20 protein-coding genes and 1 tRNA gene are annotated in these 21,745 nt (G+C 33.0%); 13 read left to right on the top strand and 8 right to left on the bottom strand.

All coding sequences use genetic code 11. The annotated features are described in order from the left end of the window. Positions 1 to 73 (bottom strand) — tRNA-Phe (locus ABXT06_RS00265). Between the two features lie 99 nt (positions 74 to 172). On the opposite strand from ABXT06_RS00265, the gene ABXT06_RS00260 reads away from it, so the two are divergent. The 7 genes from ABXT06_RS00260 (at position 173) to ABXT06_RS00230 (ending at position 7,114) form a co-directional block, all read left to right on the top strand. After that, entirely contained in the window at positions 173 to 907 is a 735-nt protein-coding gene (locus ABXT06_RS00260; protein WP_354588956.1) for a type III pantothenate kinase, read from the top strand. After that, positions 900 to 2,129, top strand: coding sequence for a BamG family beta-barrel-assembly machinery protein (gene bamG, locus ABXT06_RS00255; RefSeq protein WP_354588955.1), 1,230 nt, complete (start codon positions 900 to 902; stop codon positions 2,127 to 2,129). The genes ABXT06_RS00260 and bamG overlap by 8 nt, the downstream gene beginning before the upstream one ends. 51 nt (positions 2,130 to 2,180) lie before the next feature. Continuing rightward, positions 2,181 to 2,738 carry an LPS export ABC transporter periplasmic protein LptC gene (gene lptC / locus ABXT06_RS00250; protein WP_354588954.1) on the top strand — a complete coding sequence of 186 codons (558 nt, stop codon included), beginning with the start codon at positions 2,181 to 2,183 and terminating at the stop codon, positions 2,736 to 2,738. 4 nt (positions 2,739 to 2,742) lie between these two features. Further along, the gene (locus tag ABXT06_RS00245) at positions 2,743 to 2,937 is read left to right on the top strand and encodes a hypothetical protein (RefSeq protein WP_111426242.1); all 195 of its coding nucleotides are present in this window, start codon (positions 2,743 to 2,745) and stop codon (positions 2,935 to 2,937) included. A gap of 2 nt (positions 2,938 to 2,939) precedes the next feature. After that, entirely contained in the window at positions 2,940 to 4,196 is a 1,257-nt protein-coding gene (locus ABXT06_RS00240; RefSeq protein WP_354588953.1) for a hemolysin family protein, read from the top strand. Between the two features lie 107 nt (positions 4,197 to 4,303). Next, positions 4,304 to 6,403, top strand: a complete 2,100-nt coding sequence (locus ABXT06_RS00235; protein ID WP_354588952.1) for a peptidylprolyl isomerase — start codon at positions 4,304 to 4,306, stop codon at positions 6,401 to 6,403. Positions 6,404 to 6,673: 270 nt separating this feature from the next. Next, positions 6,674 to 7,114, top strand: coding sequence for a hypothetical protein (locus ABXT06_RS00230; protein ID WP_201998900.1), 441 nt, complete (start codon positions 6,674 to 6,676; stop codon positions 7,112 to 7,114). Between the two features lie 19 nt (positions 7,115 to 7,133). Here the strand turns inward: ABXT06_RS00230 and ABXT06_RS00225 are convergent, their stop codons facing one another. Beyond that, positions 7,134 to 8,042 (bottom strand): GYDIA family GHMP kinase, encoded by a 909-nt coding sequence (locus ABXT06_RS00225; protein ID WP_354588951.1) that lies wholly within the window; start codon positions 8,040 to 8,042, stop codon positions 7,134 to 7,136. Positions 8,043 to 8,137: 95 nt separating this feature from the next. Continuing rightward, a complete protein-coding gene (locus ABXT06_RS00220; RefSeq protein ID WP_354588950.1) occupies positions 8,138 to 9,451 on the bottom strand; it encodes a hydroxymethylglutaryl-CoA reductase, degradative in 1,314 nt (437 codons plus the stop codon). A gap of 180 nt (positions 9,452 to 9,631) precedes the next feature. Between ABXT06_RS00220 and ABXT06_RS00215 the strand changes: the two genes are divergently transcribed. The 6 genes from ABXT06_RS00215 (at position 9,632) to ABXT06_RS00190 (ending at position 16,895) form a co-directional block, all read left to right on the top strand. Further along, positions 9,632 to 11,803, top strand: coding sequence for a S9 family peptidase (locus tag ABXT06_RS00215; RefSeq protein WP_354588949.1), 2,172 nt, complete (start codon positions 9,632 to 9,634; stop codon positions 11,801 to 11,803). A gap of 38 nt (positions 11,804 to 11,841) precedes the next feature. Beyond that, positions 11,842 to 13,515: a peptide MFS transporter gene (locus ABXT06_RS00210; protein ID WP_354588948.1), complete on the top strand. Its 1,674-nt coding sequence runs from the start codon at positions 11,842 to 11,844 to the stop codon at positions 13,513 to 13,515. Between the two features lie 3 nt (positions 13,516 to 13,518). Next, entirely contained in the window at positions 13,519 to 15,003 is a 1,485-nt protein-coding gene (locus tag ABXT06_RS00205; RefSeq protein ID WP_354588947.1) for a peptide MFS transporter, read from the top strand. Between the two features lie 47 nt (positions 15,004 to 15,050). Beyond that, positions 15,051 to 15,518, top strand: a complete 468-nt coding sequence (locus ABXT06_RS00200; protein WP_354588946.1) for a thioredoxin family protein — start codon at positions 15,051 to 15,053, stop codon at positions 15,516 to 15,518. Between the two features lie 213 nt (positions 15,519 to 15,731). Further along, positions 15,732 to 16,184: a thioredoxin domain-containing protein gene (locus ABXT06_RS00195; RefSeq protein ID WP_111367694.1), complete on the top strand. Its 453-nt coding sequence runs from the start codon at positions 15,732 to 15,734 to the stop codon at positions 16,182 to 16,184. 261 nt (positions 16,185 to 16,445) lie between these two features. Continuing rightward, complete coding sequence (locus ABXT06_RS00190; protein WP_354588945.1) at positions 16,446 to 16,895, top strand: thioredoxin family protein; 450 nt, start codon at positions 16,446 to 16,448, stop codon at positions 16,893 to 16,895. A 2-nt stretch (positions 16,896 to 16,897) separates the two neighbouring features. Here the strand turns inward: ABXT06_RS00190 and ABXT06_RS00185 are convergent, their stop codons facing one another. From ABXT06_RS00185 to surE, 5 genes are all read right to left on the bottom strand, one after another. Continuing rightward, on the bottom strand, positions 16,898 to 18,928 hold the full coding sequence (locus ABXT06_RS00185) for a ComEC/Rec2 family competence protein (protein ID WP_354588944.1): 2,031 nt from the start codon (positions 18,926 to 18,928) through the stop codon (positions 16,898 to 16,900). 50 nt (positions 18,929 to 18,978) lie between these two features. Further along, positions 18,979 to 19,464, bottom strand: coding sequence for a C40 family peptidase (locus tag ABXT06_RS00180; RefSeq protein WP_354588943.1), 486 nt, complete (start codon positions 19,462 to 19,464; stop codon positions 18,979 to 18,981). Positions 19,465 to 19,470: 6 nt separating this feature from the next. Further along, positions 19,471 to 20,592, bottom strand: a complete 1,122-nt coding sequence (gene lpxB, locus ABXT06_RS00175; protein WP_111367702.1) for a lipid-A-disaccharide synthase — start codon at positions 20,590 to 20,592, stop codon at positions 19,471 to 19,473. A 62-nt stretch (positions 20,593 to 20,654) separates the two neighbouring features. Continuing rightward, entirely contained in the window at positions 20,655 to 20,924 is a 270-nt protein-coding gene (locus ABXT06_RS00170; RefSeq protein WP_354588942.1) for a hypothetical protein, read from the bottom strand. Then, positions 20,917 to 21,696, bottom strand: a complete 780-nt coding sequence (gene surE, locus ABXT06_RS00165) for a 5'/3'-nucleotidase SurE (protein WP_111426051.1) — start codon at positions 21,694 to 21,696, stop codon at positions 20,917 to 20,919. The genes ABXT06_RS00170 and surE overlap by 8 nt, the downstream gene beginning before the upstream one ends. Positions 21,697 to 21,745: the final 49 nt, after the last annotated feature.

The raw sequence follows: 21,745 nt of genomic DNA, 5'->3' as shown, positions 1-21,745 counted from the left end.
TGGTACCTCCAGGGATCGAACCAGGGACACATGGATTTTCAGTCCATTGCTCTACCATCTGAGCTAAGGTACCGTGCTTGTTGCGGGTGCAAATATATAATCATTTTTGGTTTGTGCAAAACATTTTTTAGAAAAAATCAATTCGTATCTTCGCAAAAGCAAAAAAGGAAATATGATTTTAACGGTCGATGTTGGAAATACCAGAATTAAAGCGTCTGTATTTGAGGATAATACTTCTCTAGAAAATTTTGTTTTTGATAAAAATGAACTCGAAAAAAAAATTGAAAAAATTTTAGAAAAATATCCAAAATGCTCTGATTTGGTTGTTGCTTCAGTAGGAAGTATCGAAAAACAGTCATTTTTGTCTTTTGAAAATAGGCTGAAAGTTCATTTTTTTACTCACGAAGATGTTTTTCCTTTTCATAATAAATATGCAACTCCAAAAACTTTAGGTATAGATCGAATGATTTTGGCAGCAGGAGCCACACTTCAATTTCCAAAACAAAACCGGTTGATTATAGATGCAGGAACTTGCATTACCTACGATTTTATCGACGAAAATGATAATTATTTGGGAGGAGCCATCTCTCCTGGCCTTCGTTTGCGATATGAATCACTTCATAATTTTACGGCCAGATTGCCGTTACTTACATTAGAAGAGCCCAATTCTTATGTGGGAAACTCTACGGCACAAGCTATACATTCTGGTGTTGTCAATGGTTTCGTCTATGAGATTGACGGTTTTATCGATGAATATCGCAAAGAGTTTTCAAATTTTATCATAATTTTAACGGGAGGCGATGCAGATTTTTTGGCTAAACGATTAAAAAATACCATATTTGCCAATTCAAATTTCCTTTTGGAGAGTTTGAGCCAAACATATCAATATAAAATCGACAATGATTAAAAAAGTAATACTAAGCGCTTGTTTGCTTATATCGTTCGTTTCATTCGCTCAACAAGGTACTGCTTCACCTTATTCTTTTTTCGGAATAGGAGATGTAAGATTCAAGGGAACTCTTGAAAACAGATCTATGGCAGGAGTTGCAGTAGAGCAAGATTCGATTCACTTAAATTTAGAAAATCCAGCAAGTTATGCCAGCTTAATTCAGACAACTTTTACAGTTGGAGGAACATTTGCGACTTCAAATTTAAAAACGACTTCTTCTTCAGAAAAAGCACAACGTTCTACTTTTGATTATTTAGCATTAGGAATTCCGATGGGGAAATTCGGTGCTTCATTTGGTTTAATTCCTGTAAGTTCGGTAGGATACAAAATTCGTGACGACAATTCGGCAACAGAAGGAGCAACAAGTTCTCAGCTTGATGGAAAAGGTGGTGTAAATAAAGTATATTTTGGTTTGTCATACAAAATAATGCACGGTTGGAATGTTGGATTAGACGCACAGTATAACTTTGGAAAAATTACAACAACAAGCATAGAAGCAGTTACTGGAGTTCAAAACGGAACGGCAGAAGTAAATACTTCTGAGCTTTCTGGTGTAGGATTTAGTTTTGGAACCATGTATCAGAAAAAGATCAACAAAAAAACTAGTCTTTTCTCTAGTTTAAGTTATTCTTTTGCAAGTAATTTAAATTCGGATAATACTAGAGTTATTTCAGTTCAAGGAGATCCTGAACCTTATGTAGTTCCAACAGAATCAACAAAATTAAAGCTTCCAAACAAGCTAAGCATTGGTTTTGGGGTTGGTGAAGCTAGAAAATGGCTTGTGGGAGCAAATATGACTTTTCAAGGAGATGGGCAGCTAGAGAACTATTACAATGCCGCTAACAATGTAAGATACGAAAGCTATTCTAAATATGCTGTTGGAGGATATTACCTTCCAAACTACGCTTCTTTTACAAGTTATATGAGCAGAATCACCTATAGAGCAGGTCTGAAATATGAAAAAATTGGTTTGATTGTAAACAACGAATCAATTAAAGATGTCGGAATGTCATTGGGAGCAGGAATTCCAATTCCGGGATCATTTTCAAATGTAAACTTCGGAATCGAATTTGGTAAACGAGGTACAACTGCTGCAGATTTAGTTCAAGAGAATTATGTTAATTTCAGTCTGAGTTTCTCTTTCAATGATAAATGGTTCGTGAAGAGCAAATACCAATAATCAAAACATATTATCTTTTCGAAGCTCATTACAATTTACTACATTTGGCAAATGAATTTACCAAAAAGATATAGTCTCATAGCTGTCACAGTTTTTGCTGTGACACTATTTTTTGGATGCGAAAGTAATTTTAAAGAAGTTCAGAAAATTAACTTCTCAGAATTTGTTCCTGGCAGCGATGCTGATACTGTAAATATTAAATATACAGACTCTGGACGCATTACAGGTATTTTGATAAGTCCGAAAATGTTAGATTATTCAAATCTTGATTTTCCTTTTACAGAATTTCCAAAAGGAATCGATGTTACTTTATACGATAAAAAGCAAAAGCGTACCTTTATAAAAGCAAATTATGCGGTTTCGTATAAGCCGACTCAGATAATTGATTTGATTGGTAAGGTAAAAATCACTTCAGAAGCGGGACAGGTATTAGAAACAGAACAATTGTATTTTGACCAGAAAAACGAGTGGTTTTATACAGAAAGAAAATTTAAGTTGACTGACGCAAAAGGGGTTTCCCATGGTCAGGGAATAGATTTTAGCAAAGATTTTAAAGTGATTAATTCGCAGCGAATAAGCGGTGAAATTGAATCGAACGAAGAATTATAATATTATGGGTTATTTAAAATATACACAATACGTTTACATCCTTTTTGCGGTTTTCTTTACTTATGATGGTATCGTAAAACTAAATGAGGGCGATGAAAGCTATCCTTTCTATTTTGTAATTGCAGGAATGGCTATTTTTATGTTTTTCTTTAGGAGAAGATTTCTTAACAAGCACAACGACCGAAACAAAAACCAATAAAAATGGAAATTAGTATTATAATAATATGTTTAATACTAGCAGCCTTTTTTTCTGGGATGGAAATTGCTTTTACATCCGCCAACAAAATTTATCTTGAAATCGAAAAGAAACAAGATGATTTCTTGTCTCGAATCTTAACCAAGCTAACCGAAAACCCATCCAAATTTATTGCTGCCATGCTTATTGGTAACAATGTGGCTTTGGTGATTTACGGTTTTTTTATGGGCGATCTTATTTTAAGCTGGATGGCTTATTTTGGATTGATTTTTTCTGATTGGTGGAATATTCTCATTCAGACTCTTCTTGCTACATTTATAGTTTTATTGACTTCGGAATTTTTTCCGAAGGTGTTTTTTCAAATTTATGCCAATTCTTTAATTAAAATTCTGGCGCTTCCGGCTTATTTATTCTACCGACTATTTTATTATATCTCGACTTTCTTTATTTGGATCGCAGATTTTGTGCTGAGTAAGTTTTTTAAAACAGAAGGAAATCAAATTCATTTGTTTAGCCGAATTGAGTTAGGGAATTACATAACAGAACAAATGAGCACGGTTGAGGAAGATGAAGAGGTAGATTCTGAAATTCAGATTTTTCAAAATGCATTAGAATTTTCTGGTGTAAAGGCGCGTGATATTATGACACCCCGAACAGAAATTGTAGATATCGATTTGTTTGATACAGTTGACGATCTTAAGGCTTTATTTATAGAAACAGGTTATTCTAAGATTATTATAAGTCAGAATTCATTAGACGATATTGTTGGTTATGTGCATTCGTTCGATTTATTTAAAAAGCCAGCTACTATAAAATCGGTTTTAATGACAGTTGAATTTGTTCCAGAAACAATTCTAATCAAAGATGTTTTGAATTTATTGATCAAGAAACGAAAAAATGTTGCAGTTGTTTTAGATGAATACGGAGGAACTTCAGGAATTGTTACAATTGAAGATATTGTCGAGGAGCTTTTTGGAGAAATTGAAGACGAACATGATTTGGATGAGGAATTGATCGAAGAAGAAATAGGAGAAGGAAAGTATTTGTTTTCTACCAGATTAGATGTTGAGTATTTGAACGAGACCTATAAATTAATGATTCCAGAGGAGGATTCTTATGGAACATTAGGAGGTTTTATTGTATATCATACTAAAGAAATCCCTCAAAAAGGAGATAAAATTGTAATAGATAAGTTCCATTTTTCTATTGAAGAGGCATCAAATAAGAAAATAGAACTAGTCAAATTGACAATTAAAGACTGATTTTTTAAATTAATGAAAAAAAATGTTGAAAATAAAACGCTAGTTGTATTGTTATTAACTAGATAATTGTATTTTCGCAAACTGAATATAAAATTAACGATAATAAAATGGCAGTTTTAGCAAAAATTAGACAGCGTTCCGCTTTATTGATAGGAGTTATTGCACTTGCATTATTTGCATTTATAATACAAGATCTATTTACAAGAGGAACATTCGGTCAAAGTTCAAAAGATGTAGGAAGCATCGATGGAAAAGATATTTCATTTGAAGACTTTAGAGTTAAAGTTAGTAATGTTGAAAAAAGTGGGCAAGGAATAACTTCCACTGAAGCTGCAAACAGAGTTTGGGATCAAGAAGTTTCAATCGCTCTATTATCATCGCAATTTGATAAATTAGGATTGAGAGTTGGTGAAAAACACATTTTAGAGGTTTTAAAATCAGATCCAAATATTGGTAAAAACCCAATGTTCTTAAACGCAGCAGGAATGTTTGATGTTGTTAAGTTCAAAGATTATTTTAAATCAAATCCAGAAGCAGCACAATACATTTCTCAAAAAGAGAAAGATGCTGAATTGAACGCAAAATTTCAAATCTATAATACTTTAATTAAATCAGGACTTTACACAACTGCTAGTGAAGGAAAATTAAAGTATGAAATGGAAACTAATAAAGTAAGTTTTGCTTTTGCAGCGGCTCCTTATTCTTCTATTAAAGATAGTGAAGTAAAAATCTCTGATGATGAGATCGTAGCTTACATGAAGAAAAACGAGAAAAAATTTAAAGCTGATGCAACTCGCGAAATTCAATATGTATTAGTTGAAGATAAAGCATCTAAAGAAGATGAGGCTGAAATTAAAGCTAAATTAACTGCATTATTATCAGGAAGTGTTGTTTACAATGCAAAAACAGGTAAAAATGATACATTGCCAGGATTTAGAAACGCTACAAACGTTGCTGAATTTGTAAACGCAAATTCTGATGTGCCTTACGATTCTACTTATGTTCCTAAAAATGCATTGCCAGCTGTTGATGCTGACAAATTATTCAGCTTGCCAGCTGGAGCAATCTATGGGCCATACGTTTACGGAAGATATTATGCAATCTCTAAATCTCAAGGATTTAAAGCTGGGGTTAATGCAAAAGCTAGTCATATCTTAATTGGTTACGAAGGATCACAAACTCCAAATCCAAAAGAAAAAAGAACTAAAGAAGAAGCTAAAGCTAAAGCTGAAGAAATTTTAGCACAAGTTCAAGCTAATCCAGATAGTTTTATGATGTTGGCTTTTACAAGTTCTGATGATTCATCTGCACAGCAAGGTGGTGATTTAGGATATTTTGGTCCTAACCAAATGGTAAAACCTTTCAATGATTTTGTATTCAGCAACGGAATTGGTAAAGTTGGTTTAGTAGAAACTCCTTTTGGATTTCACATTATCAAAATTACAGATAAACAAGACGGAATTCGTTTAGCTACAATTGCTCAAAAAATCGAGCCTTCTGAAGCTACTTCTGATAAAGTATTTACATTGGCAACCAAATTCGAAATGGATGCTGCTGACAAAGATTTCAATGCTGCAGCTAAAGAATTAGGTTTAAAAGTTGCTCAGCCAGTTAATGCAAAAGCTATGGATGAAGCGTTTGGACCATTAGGAAACCAACGTAACATTGTAAGATGGGCTTTTGATAAAGAAACAAGCAAAGGAGATGTTAAGCGTTTCGAAATTGCAAACATCGGACACGTTATTGCACAATATAAAGGTGAAAATAAATCTGGTTTAGTTTCTGTTGATATGGCAAGACCTTATGTAGAGCCAATCTTGAAGAACAAGAAAAAAGCAGAATTGTTAAAAGCTAAAATGCAAGGTTCAAGTCTTGAGGCTATTGCTAAAGCTGCAGGAGTTGCTGTTCAGCAAGCTGCAGATGTAACTCTTGATAATCCAGTTCTGCCTGGTGGAGTTGGGCAAGAGCCAAGAGTTGTGGGTAATGCATTTGCTTTAACTGCAAACAAAATCTCTGCTCCAATTGAAGGAAATACTGGAGTATATGTTGTAAAAAACATTAAAACGGTAAAAGCGCCTGCAATTGCTAATCACGCTGCTTATGTAGAGAAAGTAAAAGCTCAAAGCGCATCTGATGCAAGCAGAGTATTGCCAGCGTTGAAAAACAATGCTAAAATTGAAGATAACAGATTACAATTTAATTACTAATTAAAAAGTAATTTATATTATATAAGAACCCGAAACATTAATATGTTTCGGGTTTCTTTTTTTTGTACAAAAATCAGAAAATCTACTTTGTGTTAATTTTCTTAAAGTATATAGGGATTATCGAAATTTAATTTAAAAAACTTGTGATTTTCAAATTATTACAGTTAATTTGCTCGATTTTTAACTTTAACATATTTTTGGCTTTTGCCGCACAATAAAATATAGAAGAATAAATTTCTAAAAACAAAAGCTTTAATAACCAATCATTTAATGTTTTTTACTTTTAAATTTTTTAGAAGAAAGCAGAGAGTATATACCAAAATAGAAAGTCATATTTATGGTATTATTATCGAGCTTTTAAAAGTAGGCAGCACCGACATCAATGTTGATGAATTGGGTGGGAAGTATTATTTGAGTAACGAAGAACAGCATTTTAAAGTTACTATTTTGAGCAACGATAACGTGATTAGATTAACCAATACACATGACTCGGTTGCCGAGAAATATGATAAAATCTTTGTGGAGGATGTCTTAAGAGCAGTAAAAGAAGAAAAACATCGTCGAATGGAAGTAGTTTACGATTCAATCACCAACAGCATCGAAAAAATGGCAGAACGCTTGCATAATAGACTTATAGAGTCAAATGAACAAGATAAATCTGTTCGCCGTTTAGAGACAAAAGAGGTTAAGAACAGTAAAAAAGTAAACTAAATAACTTTTTTGAAATGATTTATAAGATCATTTCTTCATAAGTCAGAATAGTCTCGTATCCTTTATTAAAGAAATATTCTTTCGGGTTTTCTTTTGACACCACCAAAATGAAATCTCCGCCCCAAGCTCCAAGACTTTTAATTACACCATTAAAATCCGGAAAAACAGCCTCTTTTATGGTCTGCATTTCTAAAACCTTACTCAGATGAATTTCGTGTTTCTGAATCGCCGATGCAAATTCTTTTAATGTTTTGGCATGAAGAATTTCATTTGTGATTTTATTGTTTTCTGCAACGCTAACTGCTAGATGATTGCCTTTGTGGTTGTTGTAAGAGTATATTGCCGATTTGCTGTTTTGTTTTTTATTCAAATAAACAAAATAAAGATGTTCTGTAAAATCTGGGCTAAATTCAACTTGCTTTACGAAATTATCTTTTATACGGTATAAAATAGGCGTGTTATTTTGTGCACACGCAATATCGTAGCCACTTCCGCCAAAACTATTTTTTAGTAGAGTGAAAGCATTGATTTCAGTCCACTGTGCAATATTATTGATAAGAGTAGAAGAAGTTCCCAGGCCCCAGTTTTTTGGAAAAGTCAAATGTGTGCTAACTTTATATCCGTTGGCATTATCAATAAATTTTGGATTTAAAATATAAGCTTCGTGCAGAATGTTAACTAAAGTTGATTTTACATTGTCAATATGAGGATCTGAACCTTTTACAACTTCGTCAAATGAAATAGTTTCTTCAAACCAAAGGTGTTTGTCATAATCGTAACTTTTCCATTCGATTTGTTTGTCTTCTGAGTCCTCAATCACTAAATCCTGACCAAATTTTGTTGGTAGCGCAAATGCGTCTGCGCCATCCAAAACTAGATATTCACCAGCGATAAAAAGTTTTCCGTTACTGTAAAAGGTATTCTTCATGCTTTATTTTTTAGCCCCGATAGAAGTGGAAATCCTTTTGCTTTTTTTCTTTAGAAAAGCAAAAGATTGAAACGGATAGCGGGATTAGCTTCAAATTATTTTCTTAAATTCTCAATAAATTCTACTACAGCGCTGTGAGAAACGGCTATTTTTTTGAAGTGCGTTTTAATTAAATGACGTTCTTCATCGCTAGCTTCAAATTGATTAATAATATTATTAAGGTGCATTTTCATGTGGCCTTCCTGAATTCCTGTTGTAGTTAAGGAACGCAACGCTGCGAAATTTTGTGCTAAACCAGCAACAGCAACAATTTGCATTAATTCTGGAGCAGATGGTTTTTCTAAAATTTCTAAACACAGTTTCACTAAAGGGTGCAAAGAAGTCAAGCCACCAACGGTACCAACTGCCAAAGGGATTTCTAGCCAGAAAGTAAAAATTCCGTCTTCTATTTTGGCATGCGATAAACTTGCGTATTGACCATTTCTGGAAGCATAGGCATGTACGCCAGCTTCTACAGCTCTAAAATCATTTCCTGTTGCTAGAATCACGGCGTCAACACCATTCATGATGCCTTTGTTATGTGTAACAGCTCTAAAAGGCTCTATTTCTGCAATTTGTACGGCTTGAACAAAACGTTCTGCAAATTCTTGAGGATTTGTAATGTGTTTTTCCGCTAAATCTTCTATTGGACAAGAAACTTCGGCTCTAACAAGGCAATGAGGCACATAGTTAGAAAGAATGCTCATTACAACTTCCAGCTTTTCACCATTTTGGCATAAGTCAGAATTTTGAGCTTCTTCTTTTAAAGTGGTAGCAAATTGCTCCAAACAAGAATTTATAAAATTGGCTCCCATGCTGTCTTTGGTTTCAAAAGTAGCATGAAGCTGATAGTAGTTTTCTAGTAAACTTCTTTTGTCTTTTAATTTGACATCTAGAATACCGCCGCCACGCTGTTGCATATTTTTGGTAATGCTTTGCGTTTCTGAAAAGAATTTTGGCTTGATTTGGTCAAAAAACTGAGTTAATTTTTCGGCATCTCCACTATAAGTAAAATGGACTTGACCAATTTTTTCGGTATCTATAATTGTAGCTTTAAATCCGCCTCTTGTTGACCAGTATTTTGCTGCTTTAGAAGCTGCAGCTACTACAGAACTTTCTTCAATTGCCATCGGGATGGTTTTGTATTTTCCGTTGATCAAAAAATTAGGCGCAACACCAAGTGGGATATAAAGATTTGTAATAGTATTTTCTATAAATTCATCATGAAGCTGCTGAAGCTTTTGGTCTGAATTCCAGTAATTTCTTATAATATTTTGCGCCTCTTCAGGATTTGAAAAATACTCATTTGCAATCCAGTTAATTTTTTCTTTTTTGGATAATTTAGAAAATCCAGCAACAGCGTTGTTCATTCTCAATGTATTAAATAATATTGTTGCGGCAAAGATACTATTTTAAGAGTTTTGATTGCAATCTATTTCAGACATGAAAGTACGCAATCGTTATTTTTTTTAACATTTAACACTTAAAATGTGTATTATGTTTATTTTTTTTACTAAAATTGGGCTCTTTTTATATTTAAAATAATTCTAATGAATACAAGCAAATTTACTGCAGTACTTTTATTCTTAACTGCAGTTGTTTTTGGACAGCAGAAGATAACTGTCGAAAATGTTTTTAGTGGTACTTTCCGGGCTAAAGGAATGGATGAACTACAATCGCTAAAAAATACAAATCAATATACTGTTTTAAATGTTGATCAAGCGAGCAGAAGTATGCAGATTGATTTATATGATTTTGCTACACTGAAAAAAGTATCAAATCTTATCGATACTAAAAACTATAAAGAACTTGCTAGCGGAATTAACAGCTATACTTTCGATGCTTCTGAAAAAAAGATCTTAATTGCTTGTAATACTAATAAAATCTTTCGTCACTCATTTACTGCTGATTATTTTCTTTATGATATCGCAGCAAAATCATTGGTTAAACTTGTTGATTTTCAGATTCAAGAACCAACTTTCTCACCTGACGGAACTAAAATTGCTTACGCAAAAGAAAATAACTTATATGTATATGATGTAGCTTCAAAAAAATCTACGCCTATAACAACAGATGGGAAGAAAAATGCGGTTATAAACGGTATTACTGACTGGGTTTACGAAGAAGAATTTGCATTTGTACGTGCTTTTGACTGGAGTAAAGACAGTAAAAAAGTAGCTTATATTCGTTTTGACGAAAGCCAGGTTCCTGAATTTTCAATGTCAATTTTCCATAAAGATTTGTACCCTAAAATTGAAACTTTTAAATATCCTAAAGCAGGAGAAAAGAACTCGGAAGTTTCGTTGCATATCTATGATGTAGCTGCGGGAGCAACCAAAAAAGTAGATTTAGGAAAATATAATGATTTCTACATTGCGAGAATGCAATGGACAAATGATGCCAATGTGCTTTCTGCACAGGTTTTAAACCGTCATCAAGATAATTTAGATATACTGTTTATTGATGGTACTACTGCTAACTCAAAAGTGGTTTTAAATGAAAAAGATAAAGCTTATGTAGATATTACTGATAACTTAACTTTCTTAAAAGACAACAGTTTTATCTGGACAAGTGAAAAAGATGGTTTTAATCATATTTATGTATATGACAAAAACGGAAAACTTAAAAATCAAGTTACAAAAGGAAACTGGGAAGTGGTTTCATACTATGGTTTTGACGAAAAAACAAAAACTATTTTCTATCAATCTACAGAAAATGGTTCTATCAACAGAGATCTTTACAGAATTGGTTTAGATGGAAAGAATAAAGTGCGTTTGTCTTCAAAAACAGGAACAAGTGCAGCGACTTTCAGTCCAAATTTCCAATATTTTATTACAACTTTCTCAAGTAATACACAGCCTACAACGTATACTTTAAACGAAGCTAAAACAGGAAAAGAAATTCAGGTTATCGAAAACAATCAGGCTCTTGCTGATAAATTGAAAGCATATGACCTTCCTTTAAAAGAGTATTTTGTTTTAAAAACGGCTAAAGGAAACGAACTAAATGCATGGATTTTAAAACCAAAAGATTTTGATCCTTCAAAAAAATATCCTGTTTTCATGTTCCAATATTCAGGTCCAGGATCTCAACAAGTAGCAAATCAATGGAATAATTCTAATGATTACTGGTTTGCTTCATTAACACAACAAGGTTATATCGTAGCTTGTGTTGACGGAAGAGGTACGGGTTATAAAGGAGCTGATTTTAAAAAAGTAACTCAGAAGGAACTAGGAAAATATGAAGTTGAAGACCAGATTGATGCAGCAAAAGTAATTGGTGCTTACCCTTATGTTGATGCTTCAAGAATTGGAATCTTCGGATGGAGCTATGGTGGATTTATGGCTTCTAACTGTATCTTCCAAGGGAACGATGTTTTCAAAATGGCAATTGCTGTTGCGCCAGTTACAAACTGGAGGTTTTATGACAGTGTTTACACAGAAAGATACATGCAGACTCCGCAGGAAAATGCAAGTGGTTATGACCAAAACTCTCCAATAAATCACGTTGATAAATTGAAAGGGAAGTTCTTATTGATTCACGGTTCTGCAGATGATAACGTTCATGTTCAGAACACAATGCAGATGATGGAAGCTTTAATTCAGGCAAATAAGCAATTTGATTCTCAAATTTACCCAGATAAAGACCATGGTATTTATGGTGGAAAAACGAGAGTTCAACTTTATACTAAAATGACCAACTTTATCAAAGAAAATCTATAATCCAAAAATAATTTAACCTAATTAAATAAACGAATAATATGGGAGAAAATCAAGTAAAAACTGCGCATCCAAAAGGGCTTTGGGTATTGTTTGGGACGGAGATGTGGGAGCGGTTCAATTTTTATGGAATGCGAGCTTTATTGACTTTATTTCTTGTGAATTCATTATTGATGAAGGAAGAGGAAGCGTCATTAATTTATGGAGGTTTTCTTGGACTTTGTTATTTAACGCCAATGTTAGGTGGTTTTGTTGCTGACCGTTATTTAGGAAACAGAAATTGTATTCTACTTGGAGGATTATTAATGGCAATAGGACAATTGCTTTTGTTTACCAGCGGAAGTGTTTTTGGATCTAATTTAGGTTTAGCAAAAATCATCATGTACTCTGCTTTAGGAGTAATTGTTTTTGGTAACGGATTCTTCAAACCGAACATTTCTAGTATGGTTGGAAGTTTGTATCCAAAACAAGAAAAAACAAAATTAGATAGTGCTTTTACTATTTTCTATATGGGAATTAACATCGGAGCATTTTTAGGTCAGTCTATCTGTCCTTTATTAGGAGATGTTAAAGATGCAGGCGGAATTAGAGATATCCACGCTTTCAGATGGGGATTCTTGGCAGCTTCTACTGCAATGTTGTTAGGAACGGTTCTTTTCTATTTCTTAAAAAATAAATATGTGGTTTCTCCAGAAGGAAAACCATTAGGAGGACTTCCTTCTAAAAATGATGCTTCAGACTTTGAAGAAGGAGAAGCGCAACAAGCAAACTTTTCTACTAAAGCCCTTATTGGTGCAGGAATTGCTTTTGTTGCTTTAGGATTCTTTTTCCACTATGTGGTTGGTCAGAACTTGATCTATACTTTGATTTATTCAAGTGGTTTGGCATTAGCAGGATTAATTATTTCAGACACGTCTTTGACTAAAGTGGAAAGAGATAGAATTTATGTAATCTACATCGTGTCGTTCTTTATTATTTTCTTCTGGGCGGCGTTTGAGCAGGCAGGTTCTTCTTTAACTTTTATTGCAGATAACCAAACAGACAGACACTTCTTTGGATGGGCAATGCCACCATCGATGGTTCAGATTTTTAACGGAATGTTTGTTGTGCTTTTAGCTGTTCCTTTCAGTGTTCTTTGGGACACTTTGAGAGCTAAAGGGAAAGAGCCAATTTCTCCAGTAAAATTAGCTGCAGGATTGGTAATTATTTCTGTGAGTTTCTTCATGATTGCGACTCAAGTTTCTTATATTGGAACATCTGGGTTATTGTTAAAATGGTTGATTTTATTATATTTCTTAAATACATGTGCTGAATTATGTTTGTCTCCAATTGGTTTATCATTGGTTGGTAAATTATCTCCAAAACGTTTTGCATCATTATTATACGGAGTATTCTTTTTGTCTAATGCTTCAGGATATGCATTAGGAGGAACTTTAGGTTCTATCTTACCTGCAACTGGTGATAAATTTGCAAAAGCAAAAGAATTAGGAATCGATCTTCAAGCGGTTTTAGATAAAAAAATAACGCTTTCAGCAGACCAATTGGCTTTGTTGGATCATCATCAGATTAGTGCACAAAATCCGATTTTTGCTGGATTTGAAATCCATAATTTATATGAATTCTTTATGGTATTTGTTGTGCTGACAGGTATTGCTGCAATTTTATTATTTGCTTTAACACCACTATTGAAAAAATTAATGCACGGTGTTAGATAAAAAATGGAAAACAATATTACTTTAGAAGAAATTCAAAATTTTGAGGGTAAGTACCCAAAACAATTGTGGTACTTATTTTTGGTTGAAATGTGGGAACGTTTTTGTTTCTACGGAATGAGAGGGGTTTTGGCTTTTTTTATGGTAGACCAATTAGGTCTAGTGGAAGGAAAAGCAAATTTGCAATATGGAGCAATTCAGGCTTTTGTATATGCATTCACTTTTATTGGCGGAATTTTTGCTGATAAAATATTAGGTTTTAAGAAATCGCTTCTTTTTGGTGGAATTGTGATGATTCTGGGCAATTTGCTTATTGCAGCTTCTCCTCACGATTTCTTTTATTATGGAATAACGCTTTCTATTATTGGTACAGGTTTCTTTAAACCAAACGTATCTTCAATGGTAGGTGAATTGTATCATGAAAACGATGGTCGTCGTGATGCAGGTTACGGGCTGTTTTATGCGGGAATTAATATTGGCGGAATGCTTGGTGGAGCTATTCCTATTTATTTAGGAAAGAACTATTCTTGGAGCCTTTGTTTTCTTTCTGCTGCAATTGTTATGATCATAGGGGTTATAACTTTTCTTTTGACTAAAAAGCATTTAGCTCCAATTGGAAATTCTCCGTTAGAAAATAAGGCGCCTAAAAAACGTAATCTTTATGAAATAGCGGTTTATGTAGGTTCTTTTGTTGTAATACCATTAGTTTACATAATGGTAATCAATTCTGATTTTACGGAGTACTTTATGTATACTATGGGAATAGTAGCGTTACTGTATTTTGCATATGAGCTGATAATGTTAAAGGATCGAAAACAGCAACGAAAACTTTTAGCAGCATTTGTGTTCATTTTTGGATACTTTATGTTTATGGCAATTTCAGAGCAATCTGGAGGTTCATTGTCGTTGTTTGCAAAAGATAATTTATCTAACAAACTGTTGTTTTTTAATATTGATCCAAATGTGGTAAATAATAGTGTCAACTCATTATATGTTGTTATTTTTAGTCCATTGGTAGGATTGTTATGGATTTTTATGGCCAAGCGAAAAATTGAACCTAATACCGTTATTAAGTTTGGTTTATCATTTGTTTTGCTTGCGGCAGGTTTTTTTATTTTTTACTCTGCTAGATTTTTTGTTGATGCCAATGGATTAAGTTCTCTAGATGTTTTTGCTTTAGGATATCTTGTATATACACTAGGAGAATTGTGTATTGGGCCAATAGGAATGTCGGTAATTACCAAATTATCACCTAAAAGATTGTTTGGAATGATGATGGGATTATGGTTCTTGTCAAGTGCATTTGGTCAGTTTGCTGCTGGGAAATTGGGAGCAGAAATATCTAATGCCAATACTGGAACTACATTAATGTCTAAGCTTATTGCTTATACAGACGGATATTATCAATTAGCATTGTATTCTTTAATTGCTGGAATTGTTTTAATTGTTTTTACTCCACTGATTAGAAAATTAATGCAAGAAGTTAAATAATTATATTGTAATTAGTTTTTGCATAAATTTGTTTAAAATTTCCCAATATGAAAAAAATAGTACTTATTGCTTTATTTTTAGTTAGCGCGGCAAATCTTCAGGCACAAGAATTAAAATGGTATACAGATGTTAGAGAAGCAATTACTGTGAGTAACAAAGAACAGAAACCTATGCTTATGTTCTTTACAGGTAGTGATTGGTGCGGATGGTGTATTCGTTTGCAAAATGAAGTTTTAAAGACTGCTGAGTTTAAAAAATGGGCAACAGATAATGTGGTTTTAGTTGAATTGGATTATCCTAGATCTGTTGCGCAGACCCCAGAACTTAAAAGCCAGAATAATGAATTGCAGCAAGCTTTTGGAATTCAAGGTTTTCCAACTGTTTATTTCACAAGTGCAGAGACAAAAGATGGGAGGGTTAACTTTAAAGGTCTTGGTAAAACAGGATATGTGGCCGGTGGACCATCAGCATGGTTAACTGTTGCAGAGGAAATAGTGCATCCGAAAAAATTATAAATTGTATTTAAAAGATAATGAAAAGGTCTCTTACACTGTAAGAGACCTTTTTTGTTTAGTAGGAAAAATTCTTTAGAAAAAATCCTTAAATTGAATATTTTATATTTTATTATATATAAAAAAACACATAATATATTTTTTGTGCTAATAAAATTTGGATAACTAAAATATAATGTTAATTTCGTCTTGCTAATCTAACCAAAACCAATTTATATGACTAAAAAATTACTTATCCTACTGTTTTTTTTAGGTTCATTTATGATGCAAGCACAAAACTTAGCATGGAGAACAAACATGACAGATGCTATTGCTATAAGTAATGACCAGAAAAAACCAATGCTGATTTTATTCACTGCCTCAGGTGTACCAGAAAATCTTCAAAACGAAATCTTTAAAACACCTGATTTTGCTGTATGGTCACGAGACAACGTGGTCTTAGTAAAATTAGATTTATCTGATATGAATGCTTCAGATAGCGATCGCGAACAAAATGTAAAATTGAAAAATGCATTTGGAGTTGAAGATCTTCCAGAAGTATGTTTCGCAATGGCATCAGTAAGAAAAAACAAAACGACATTTAGCGCCTTAGGGAAAATAGCCTATAAACCTGGAGGAGCAAAAGCTTGGATAGCAGAATCAAATGCAATTTTGCATCCAGTAGAATAGTAAACGATTTCATTCGACTTTTATTTTAATTTTTTTTAGTCCCTTTCTGTTTTTCAGAAGGGGATTTTTTTGCTCTTAAACTCAGTAATAGAGAATTTGATTATTTTAAATAGTGTTTATTTTACATTTATTAAAAAATAGCGCATATATTGTCAATTTGATTTTAATTCTTACAACTTGATTTTTAATCGCTTAAAATCTTTATTGGATTCTGTTTTTGTATTATTTTAGTTTTATTAACATAACCAAAACCAAGATTATATGCCAAAAAATCTACTTATCCTACTGCTGTTTTTAAGTCCATTTTGTATGAATTCTCAAAATATAATATGGAAAACCGACATTAACGATGCTGTAACTGTGAGTGCAGAAAAAAGAATACCATTATTGATTTTCTTTACTGCTCAAGGAGTAAGTCCTCACCTGCAAAATGAAGTTTTCGCAACGCGTGATTTTGAAGAATGGTCGCGCAAAAATGTTATCTTAGTAAAACTGGACCTTTCGGATCCTTCAGCTTCTGATGCCGTTAAAGAACAAAATTTAATGTTGAAGAACGCTTTTGGTATCGAAGATATTCCTCAAGTATGTTTTTCTGAAGTGACGGTCAGAAAAGGGAAAACAAATTTTAATAAATTAGGGCTTATTGCTTATACAGGCTCTGGAGTTAAATCCTGGATTTCTGAATCTAATTCGATTTTAAATCCAGAATAAAATTATAATTGATAATATCCCTTTTCTTTTGTTGAATGGAAAGGGATATTTTTTTTAAGACAACTTTTTTTCCAATATTTCTGAATTGAATTGGAATTTGAACCATCTGCAATAACAACTTTTGGATGAATATTTTCCAGTACTCGGTCCAGGTTTATTTTTGAGGTTTGAGTAAGTATTAAAATATCTGGTTTAATTTTTTCTGGAAAAGTTTTAGTGCTGTCAATAATTAAAATCTTGGTTTTCTTAAAGTAAAGCACATTTTTGATCTCTTTGATTTTAGAGAGTGTAACTGAATTTCCAACCAAATAAGAATTTATATTCCTTCTTTTGATGCTTTTGTCAGCAGTATTTCTGGTGAAAAGCATTATGTTTTTTCCAAAACGCTCAGAAATAATCGTATTGTTTTTTTCATTATAGACAATTAATTCTTCTTTATTTTCGGTTTCTATTTTCGTTAAAATAAAAGCAAGCTGAACTAAAATAACGGAACCCAAAACTAATGTTAGTTTATTAAAGCTTGGTTTTTTAACCCAAATTATTGTGCCAATTATAAAGAGTGAAAATGCCCATAAATGATAATAATTGAAACTGATGTCTCTAATAACAAATGAATCGACAGATGCTACAGCGTGAATCATGAGATTTAGCAAATAAATGCTTTTTTCAAAAATCATTGTCATGAACAACGGCGGACTGGTAAAAATAGCAACAATCATGACGACAATTCCGGCAATCATAATAAATGATAAAACTGGAAGTATAATAATGTTGGTGACAAAAAACAAGCCCGGAAATTGATGGAAATAGTAAAGGCATAAAGGAAGAGTACCAATTTGTGCGGCAAAAGAAACGGTGAGAGCTTCCCAAATATAAACTGTTATCTTGTGTTTTGGTTTGTAGATGTTTTTTAAAATAGGGTGCAACCAAAGAATGAAAAACAATGCGATATAGCTTAATTGAAAACCAACATCAAATAGAAAATACGGTTCGAAAAGCAGTATCAATAAAATAGAAACTAATAAGGTATGATAAATGTTGCCATTTCGGCGTAAATGATTTCCAATTGCAACAAATGAGAACATAACCACAGATCTTAAAACTGAAGGCGATAATCCAGAAATTATGGCAAAACCAGCTAAGGAAATTAAAATAGAGGCTAGTTTTATAAAAGAACCCTTTTTTGTATTTGGAATTGGTTTAAGAATAAAAGCAATGAAAAGCATTATAAAGCCCACGTGAAGCCCCGAAACAGATAAAACATGTGTTGCTCCAGAATATTGATAATCCTGAATAATATCTTGTGAAATCTCTTGCTGCTGACCTAAAATTAAGGCCAAAGCAACATTCATTTCAGCGTTATTAAATTTAGATTTTTCAAGATTTGAAATTATTCTGGAATGCAATTTGGCGCAATAATACCAAATGTCTTTTTGAATTGTTTTGTTGACCAAAATTTCTTTTTTCTGGCAATAGATCTGTGCATAGATTTGTTTGTCTGCCAAATAACGGCTGTAATCAAATTGATTCGGATTTTTATTTGGCTTATTTTGTTGAAGTACAGTTTCAAGTTTAATACTATTCCCTATTATTAAACGATTTTGAATACTGTCTTTCTGAACATTTACAATTACTTTGCCTGAATATGTTTTCCCTGAAATTGTTTTTATAAGGCCAATATATCGATCGCTGTAATCATTGCTTTTTAGTTTTTCTCTAAGAATTAAGGTGAGGGATTGTTTTTTTTCAAATGCAGATTTAAAATGGGTGTAATTGTTTTTTTGAAGTTTTTCGGTGTGGCTAATGATTGTAAAAGCGCCGATACAGAAAGATAAAAAGTAACTTAAAACTCCAAGTAAGATAGATTTCTTATTGTATTTAAAATGCCAAAAGAAAGCTATACAAAATGCAGTGAAGCCTGATAAGACCGAAAAAGTAATTGTCGAAACAGAAAAATGCAGATAATATGAGGCAACTATACCAAGCGTAAAGGCAATTGTAATTTTTACTAACGGAAAATCTAATACTTTCATGGCATAAAAGTATTAATTATTTGTAAGAAAAATAATAAAAAAATATTCTTTTACGGAAGAACTCTATTTACTTGCTCAAAAGAGTTTTTATAATAAGGCTCTTTTGTAGAAGAAATAATTACACCTTTTGAAGTAGAAGAATGCACAAATTTTACTTCATCAGAATTGACTTCTGTAATTAATCCAACATGATTAATCTGTCTGCTTTTGTTGGTTTTAAAGAAAATTAAATCACCTTTTTTAGCATCATTTAACGGAATAACTTTACCAATTTTTGCTTGCTCATAAGAACTTCTCGGAAGATTGATGCTTTCGCTTTCAAAAGTAGTGTAAACCAATCCAGAACAATCAAATCCGCTTTTTGTAGTTCCTCCAGCTTTGTAGCGTACACCAATATTGTCAGTTGCTTTTTCTACAAGATGATTGGCTAAATTTTTACTCTCTTTTTTGAATTCGTTTTTGGTTACAACCGAAGAGGTTGATTTACAAGAAGTAAAAGCTATCGCTAAAAGCAGAAAAAGGAGTATTCTTTTCAAAATAGATTAATTAGTTTGTTTTAAATCGGCAACAATGAGTTTTGCAGTGTTCTTACTTGCACCAACTCCGCCAAGTTTTTGTTCTAATATATCGTAATTTTGCAGCACTTTATTGCGATGACTAGGCTCTAATAATTTTTGAAGCTCTTCTTTGATTCGTTTTTTGTTGCAATCTCCCTGAATCAATTCGGTCACAACTTCCTGATCCATAATCAAATTGACGAGAGAAATGTATTTTAAAGTGATAATTCGTTTTGCAATCTGATATGAAACTTCGCTTCCTTTATAGCAAACTACTTCTGGCACTTTAAAAAGAGCTGTTTCAAGAGTTGCAGTTCCAGAAGTCACTAATGCAGCTGTCGAAGAACGAAGCAAATCGTACGTTTTATTTGAAACAAATGCGATGTTTTTGTTTTTTAAGAATTGCTGATAGAATTCATATTCTTGACTTGGAGCACCCGCAATAACAAATTCGTAATCCTGAAAATCATCTACCACGCTCAGCATCACACTAAGCATTTTGGTGATTTCCTGTTTACGGCTTCCTGGCAGAACAGCAATGATTGGTTTTTCGCCTAGATTATTTTCCTTTCTAAACAAAGCTTCATCAAAAGCAGGTTGATTCTGAATCGCATCAATAAGCGGATGCCCAACAAAATCTACAGGGAAATGATGTTTGTCTTCGTAGAAACTTTTCTCAAAAGGCAAAATAACATACATTTTATCAACGTCTTGTTTGATGGCTTTAATTCGGTTTTCTTTCCAAGCCCAAATTTGCGGAGAAATGTAATAATGCGTTTTATAGCCTAGTTCCTTTGCCCATTTTGCAATACGCATATTAAAACCTGGATAATCAATAAAAATAATCACATCTGGTTTAAATTCTGTGATGTCTTTTTTACAGATTTTAATATTGTTTAAAATGGTTTTTAAATTGAAAACCACTTCAATAAAGCCCATAAAAGCCAAGTCGCGATAATGTTTTACTAGAGTTCCGCCTGCTTTCTGCATTAAATCTCCTCCCCAAAATCTAATTTCAGCTTCCGGATCTTCAACATATAATGCTTTCATTAAATTTGAACCATGTAAATCTCCAGAGGCTTCTCCTGCAATTATGTAATACTTCATGTTGGTTTTTTTGTAAATGTGCTAATTTGTAACTCCTAAAGGGAACTTAGCAAAGATAAGATTTAAATAACTAATGTAGAAATTGCCAATACAATCACGGCTAAAATTACGCCTCGAGCCATATATTCTTTATTTCTTTTAAGAAGAATAGCGAATACGCCAAGATCTAAAAGTGTTCCTAAAGTGATTATTTTTCCAAGATATCCGTATTCTCGAATCATTTGAAATCCTTGTGAAATGTCAAATGTGGTAAAAAATGTGATGAATAGATAGCTTCCTAAAAGAGCCGTAAAAATTCCGATTAAAAAACCGATTAGTATTTCTTTAGTCATTTAATTTCCAAGTATTAAGTTGCTGAATAGAGTGGTGGGCAGTCAAGTCAAATTGTACCGGAACTACTGAAATGTATCCGTTTGCCAAAGCCCATTCATCGGTATCTTCGCCTTTGTCTTCATTTACAAATTTGCCTGCAAGCCAGTAATAATCTTTTCCAAAAGGAGTCTGTCTTTTATCGAATTTTTGCGCGTAGTAGGCTTTCGCTTGACGGCAAACTTTAATCCCTTTAATTTCAGATTCTTTTAATTTTGGGAAGTTGACATTTAAAACTACTCCTGGAGGCAGTTTGTTTGTCAGGGTTTCTAAAGCAATTTTTTTTACGAAAGACTTAATCGGTTCAAAATCGGCGTTCCAATCAAAATCTAAAAGAGAAAATCCGATTGCCTGAATGCCTTCAATTCCAGCTTCAACAGCGGCACTCATGGTTCCCGAATAAATAACATTAATAGAAGAATTCGATCCGTGGTTTATTCCCGAAACGCATAAATCGGGCTTGCGTTTTAAGATTTCGTTTACTGCCAGTTTTACACAATCTACAGGAGTTCCAGAGCAACTGTATTCTGCAATTGTGTCATCATCTTTGGAGATTTTATCTATAAACAAAGTATTGTTGACTGTGATGGCGTGTCCCATTGCGCTTTGGGGTTTGTCTGGAGCAACAACAATGACATCGCCTATGGTTTCCATGACGCTGATTAGAGCTCTAATTCCGGGAGCCAAAATACCATCATCGTTAGTCACTAATATAAGTGGTTTCTCAGCTTTCATTATAATAAATATTTATGTGTGGTTTTAACAATTGTAGGATTTTAAGAAC

The organism is Flavobacterium sp. UW10123 (assembly GCF_040538975.1).
Classification (GTDB): domain Bacteria; phylum Bacteroidota; class Bacteroidia; order Flavobacteriales; family Flavobacteriaceae; genus Flavobacterium.
This window is presented reverse-complemented; position numbering and strand designations above follow the sequence as displayed.

What these genes read in the sequence shown, in the direction of transcription:
- ABXT06_RS00260 (WP_354588956.1), top strand. Translation starts at nt 173, where the DNA reads ATGATTTTAACGGTCGATGTTGGAAATACCAGAATTAAAGCGTCTGTA.
- ABXT06_RS00235 (WP_354588952.1), top strand. Translation starts at nt 4,304, where the DNA reads ATGGCAGTTTTAGCAAAAATTAGACAGCGTTCCGCTTTATTGATAGGA.
- ABXT06_RS00230 (WP_201998900.1), top strand. Translation starts at nt 6,674, where the DNA reads ATGTTTTTTACTTTTAAATTTTTTAGAAGAAAGCAGAGAGTATATACC.
- ABXT06_RS00240 (WP_354588953.1), top strand. Translation starts at nt 2,940, where the DNA reads ATGGAAATTAGTATTATAATAATATGTTTAATACTAGCAGCCTTTTTT.
- ABXT06_RS00195 (WP_111367694.1), top strand. Translation starts at nt 15,732, where the DNA reads ATGACTAAAAAATTACTTATCCTACTGTTTTTTTTAGGTTCATTTATG.
- ABXT06_RS00185 (WP_354588944.1), bottom strand. Translation starts at nt 18,928, where the DNA reads ATGAAAGTATTAGATTTTCCGTTAGTAAAAATTACAATTGCCTTTACG.
- lptC (WP_354588954.1), top strand. Translation starts at nt 2,181, where the DNA reads ATGAATTTACCAAAAAGATATAGTCTCATAGCTGTCACAGTTTTTGCT.
- ABXT06_RS00215 (WP_354588949.1), top strand. Translation starts at nt 9,632, where the DNA reads ATGAATACAAGCAAATTTACTGCAGTACTTTTATTCTTAACTGCAGTT.
- bamG (WP_354588955.1), top strand. Translation starts at nt 900, where the DNA reads ATGATTAAAAAAGTAATACTAAGCGCTTGTTTGCTTATATCGTTCGTT.
- ABXT06_RS00170 (WP_354588942.1), bottom strand. Translation starts at nt 20,924, where the DNA reads ATGACTAAAGAAATACTAATCGGTTTTTTAATCGGAATTTTTACGGCT.
- ABXT06_RS00190 (WP_354588945.1), top strand. Translation starts at nt 16,446, where the DNA reads ATGCCAAAAAATCTACTTATCCTACTGCTGTTTTTAAGTCCATTTTGT.
- ABXT06_RS00225 (WP_354588951.1), bottom strand. Translation starts at nt 8,042, where the DNA reads ATGAAGAATACCTTTTACAGTAACGGAAAACTTTTTATCGCTGGTGAA.
- lpxB (WP_111367702.1), bottom strand. Translation starts at nt 20,592, where the DNA reads ATGAAGTATTACATAATTGCAGGAGAAGCCTCTGGAGATTTACATGGT.
- ABXT06_RS00210 (WP_354588948.1), top strand. Translation starts at nt 11,842, where the DNA reads ATGGGAGAAAATCAAGTAAAAACTGCGCATCCAAAAGGGCTTTGGGTA.
- ABXT06_RS00245 (WP_111426242.1), top strand. Translation starts at nt 2,743, where the DNA reads ATGGGTTATTTAAAATATACACAATACGTTTACATCCTTTTTGCGGTT.
- ABXT06_RS00200 (WP_354588946.1), top strand. Translation starts at nt 15,051, where the DNA reads ATGAAAAAAATAGTACTTATTGCTTTATTTTTAGTTAGCGCGGCAAAT.
- surE (WP_111426051.1), bottom strand. Translation starts at nt 21,696, where the DNA reads ATGAAAGCTGAGAAACCACTTATATTAGTGACTAACGATGATGGTATT.
- ABXT06_RS00220 (WP_354588950.1), bottom strand. Translation starts at nt 9,451, where the DNA reads ATGAACAACGCTGTTGCTGGATTTTCTAAATTATCCAAAAAAGAAAAA.
- ABXT06_RS00205 (WP_354588947.1), top strand. Translation starts at nt 13,519, where the DNA reads ATGGAAAACAATATTACTTTAGAAGAAATTCAAAATTTTGAGGGTAAG.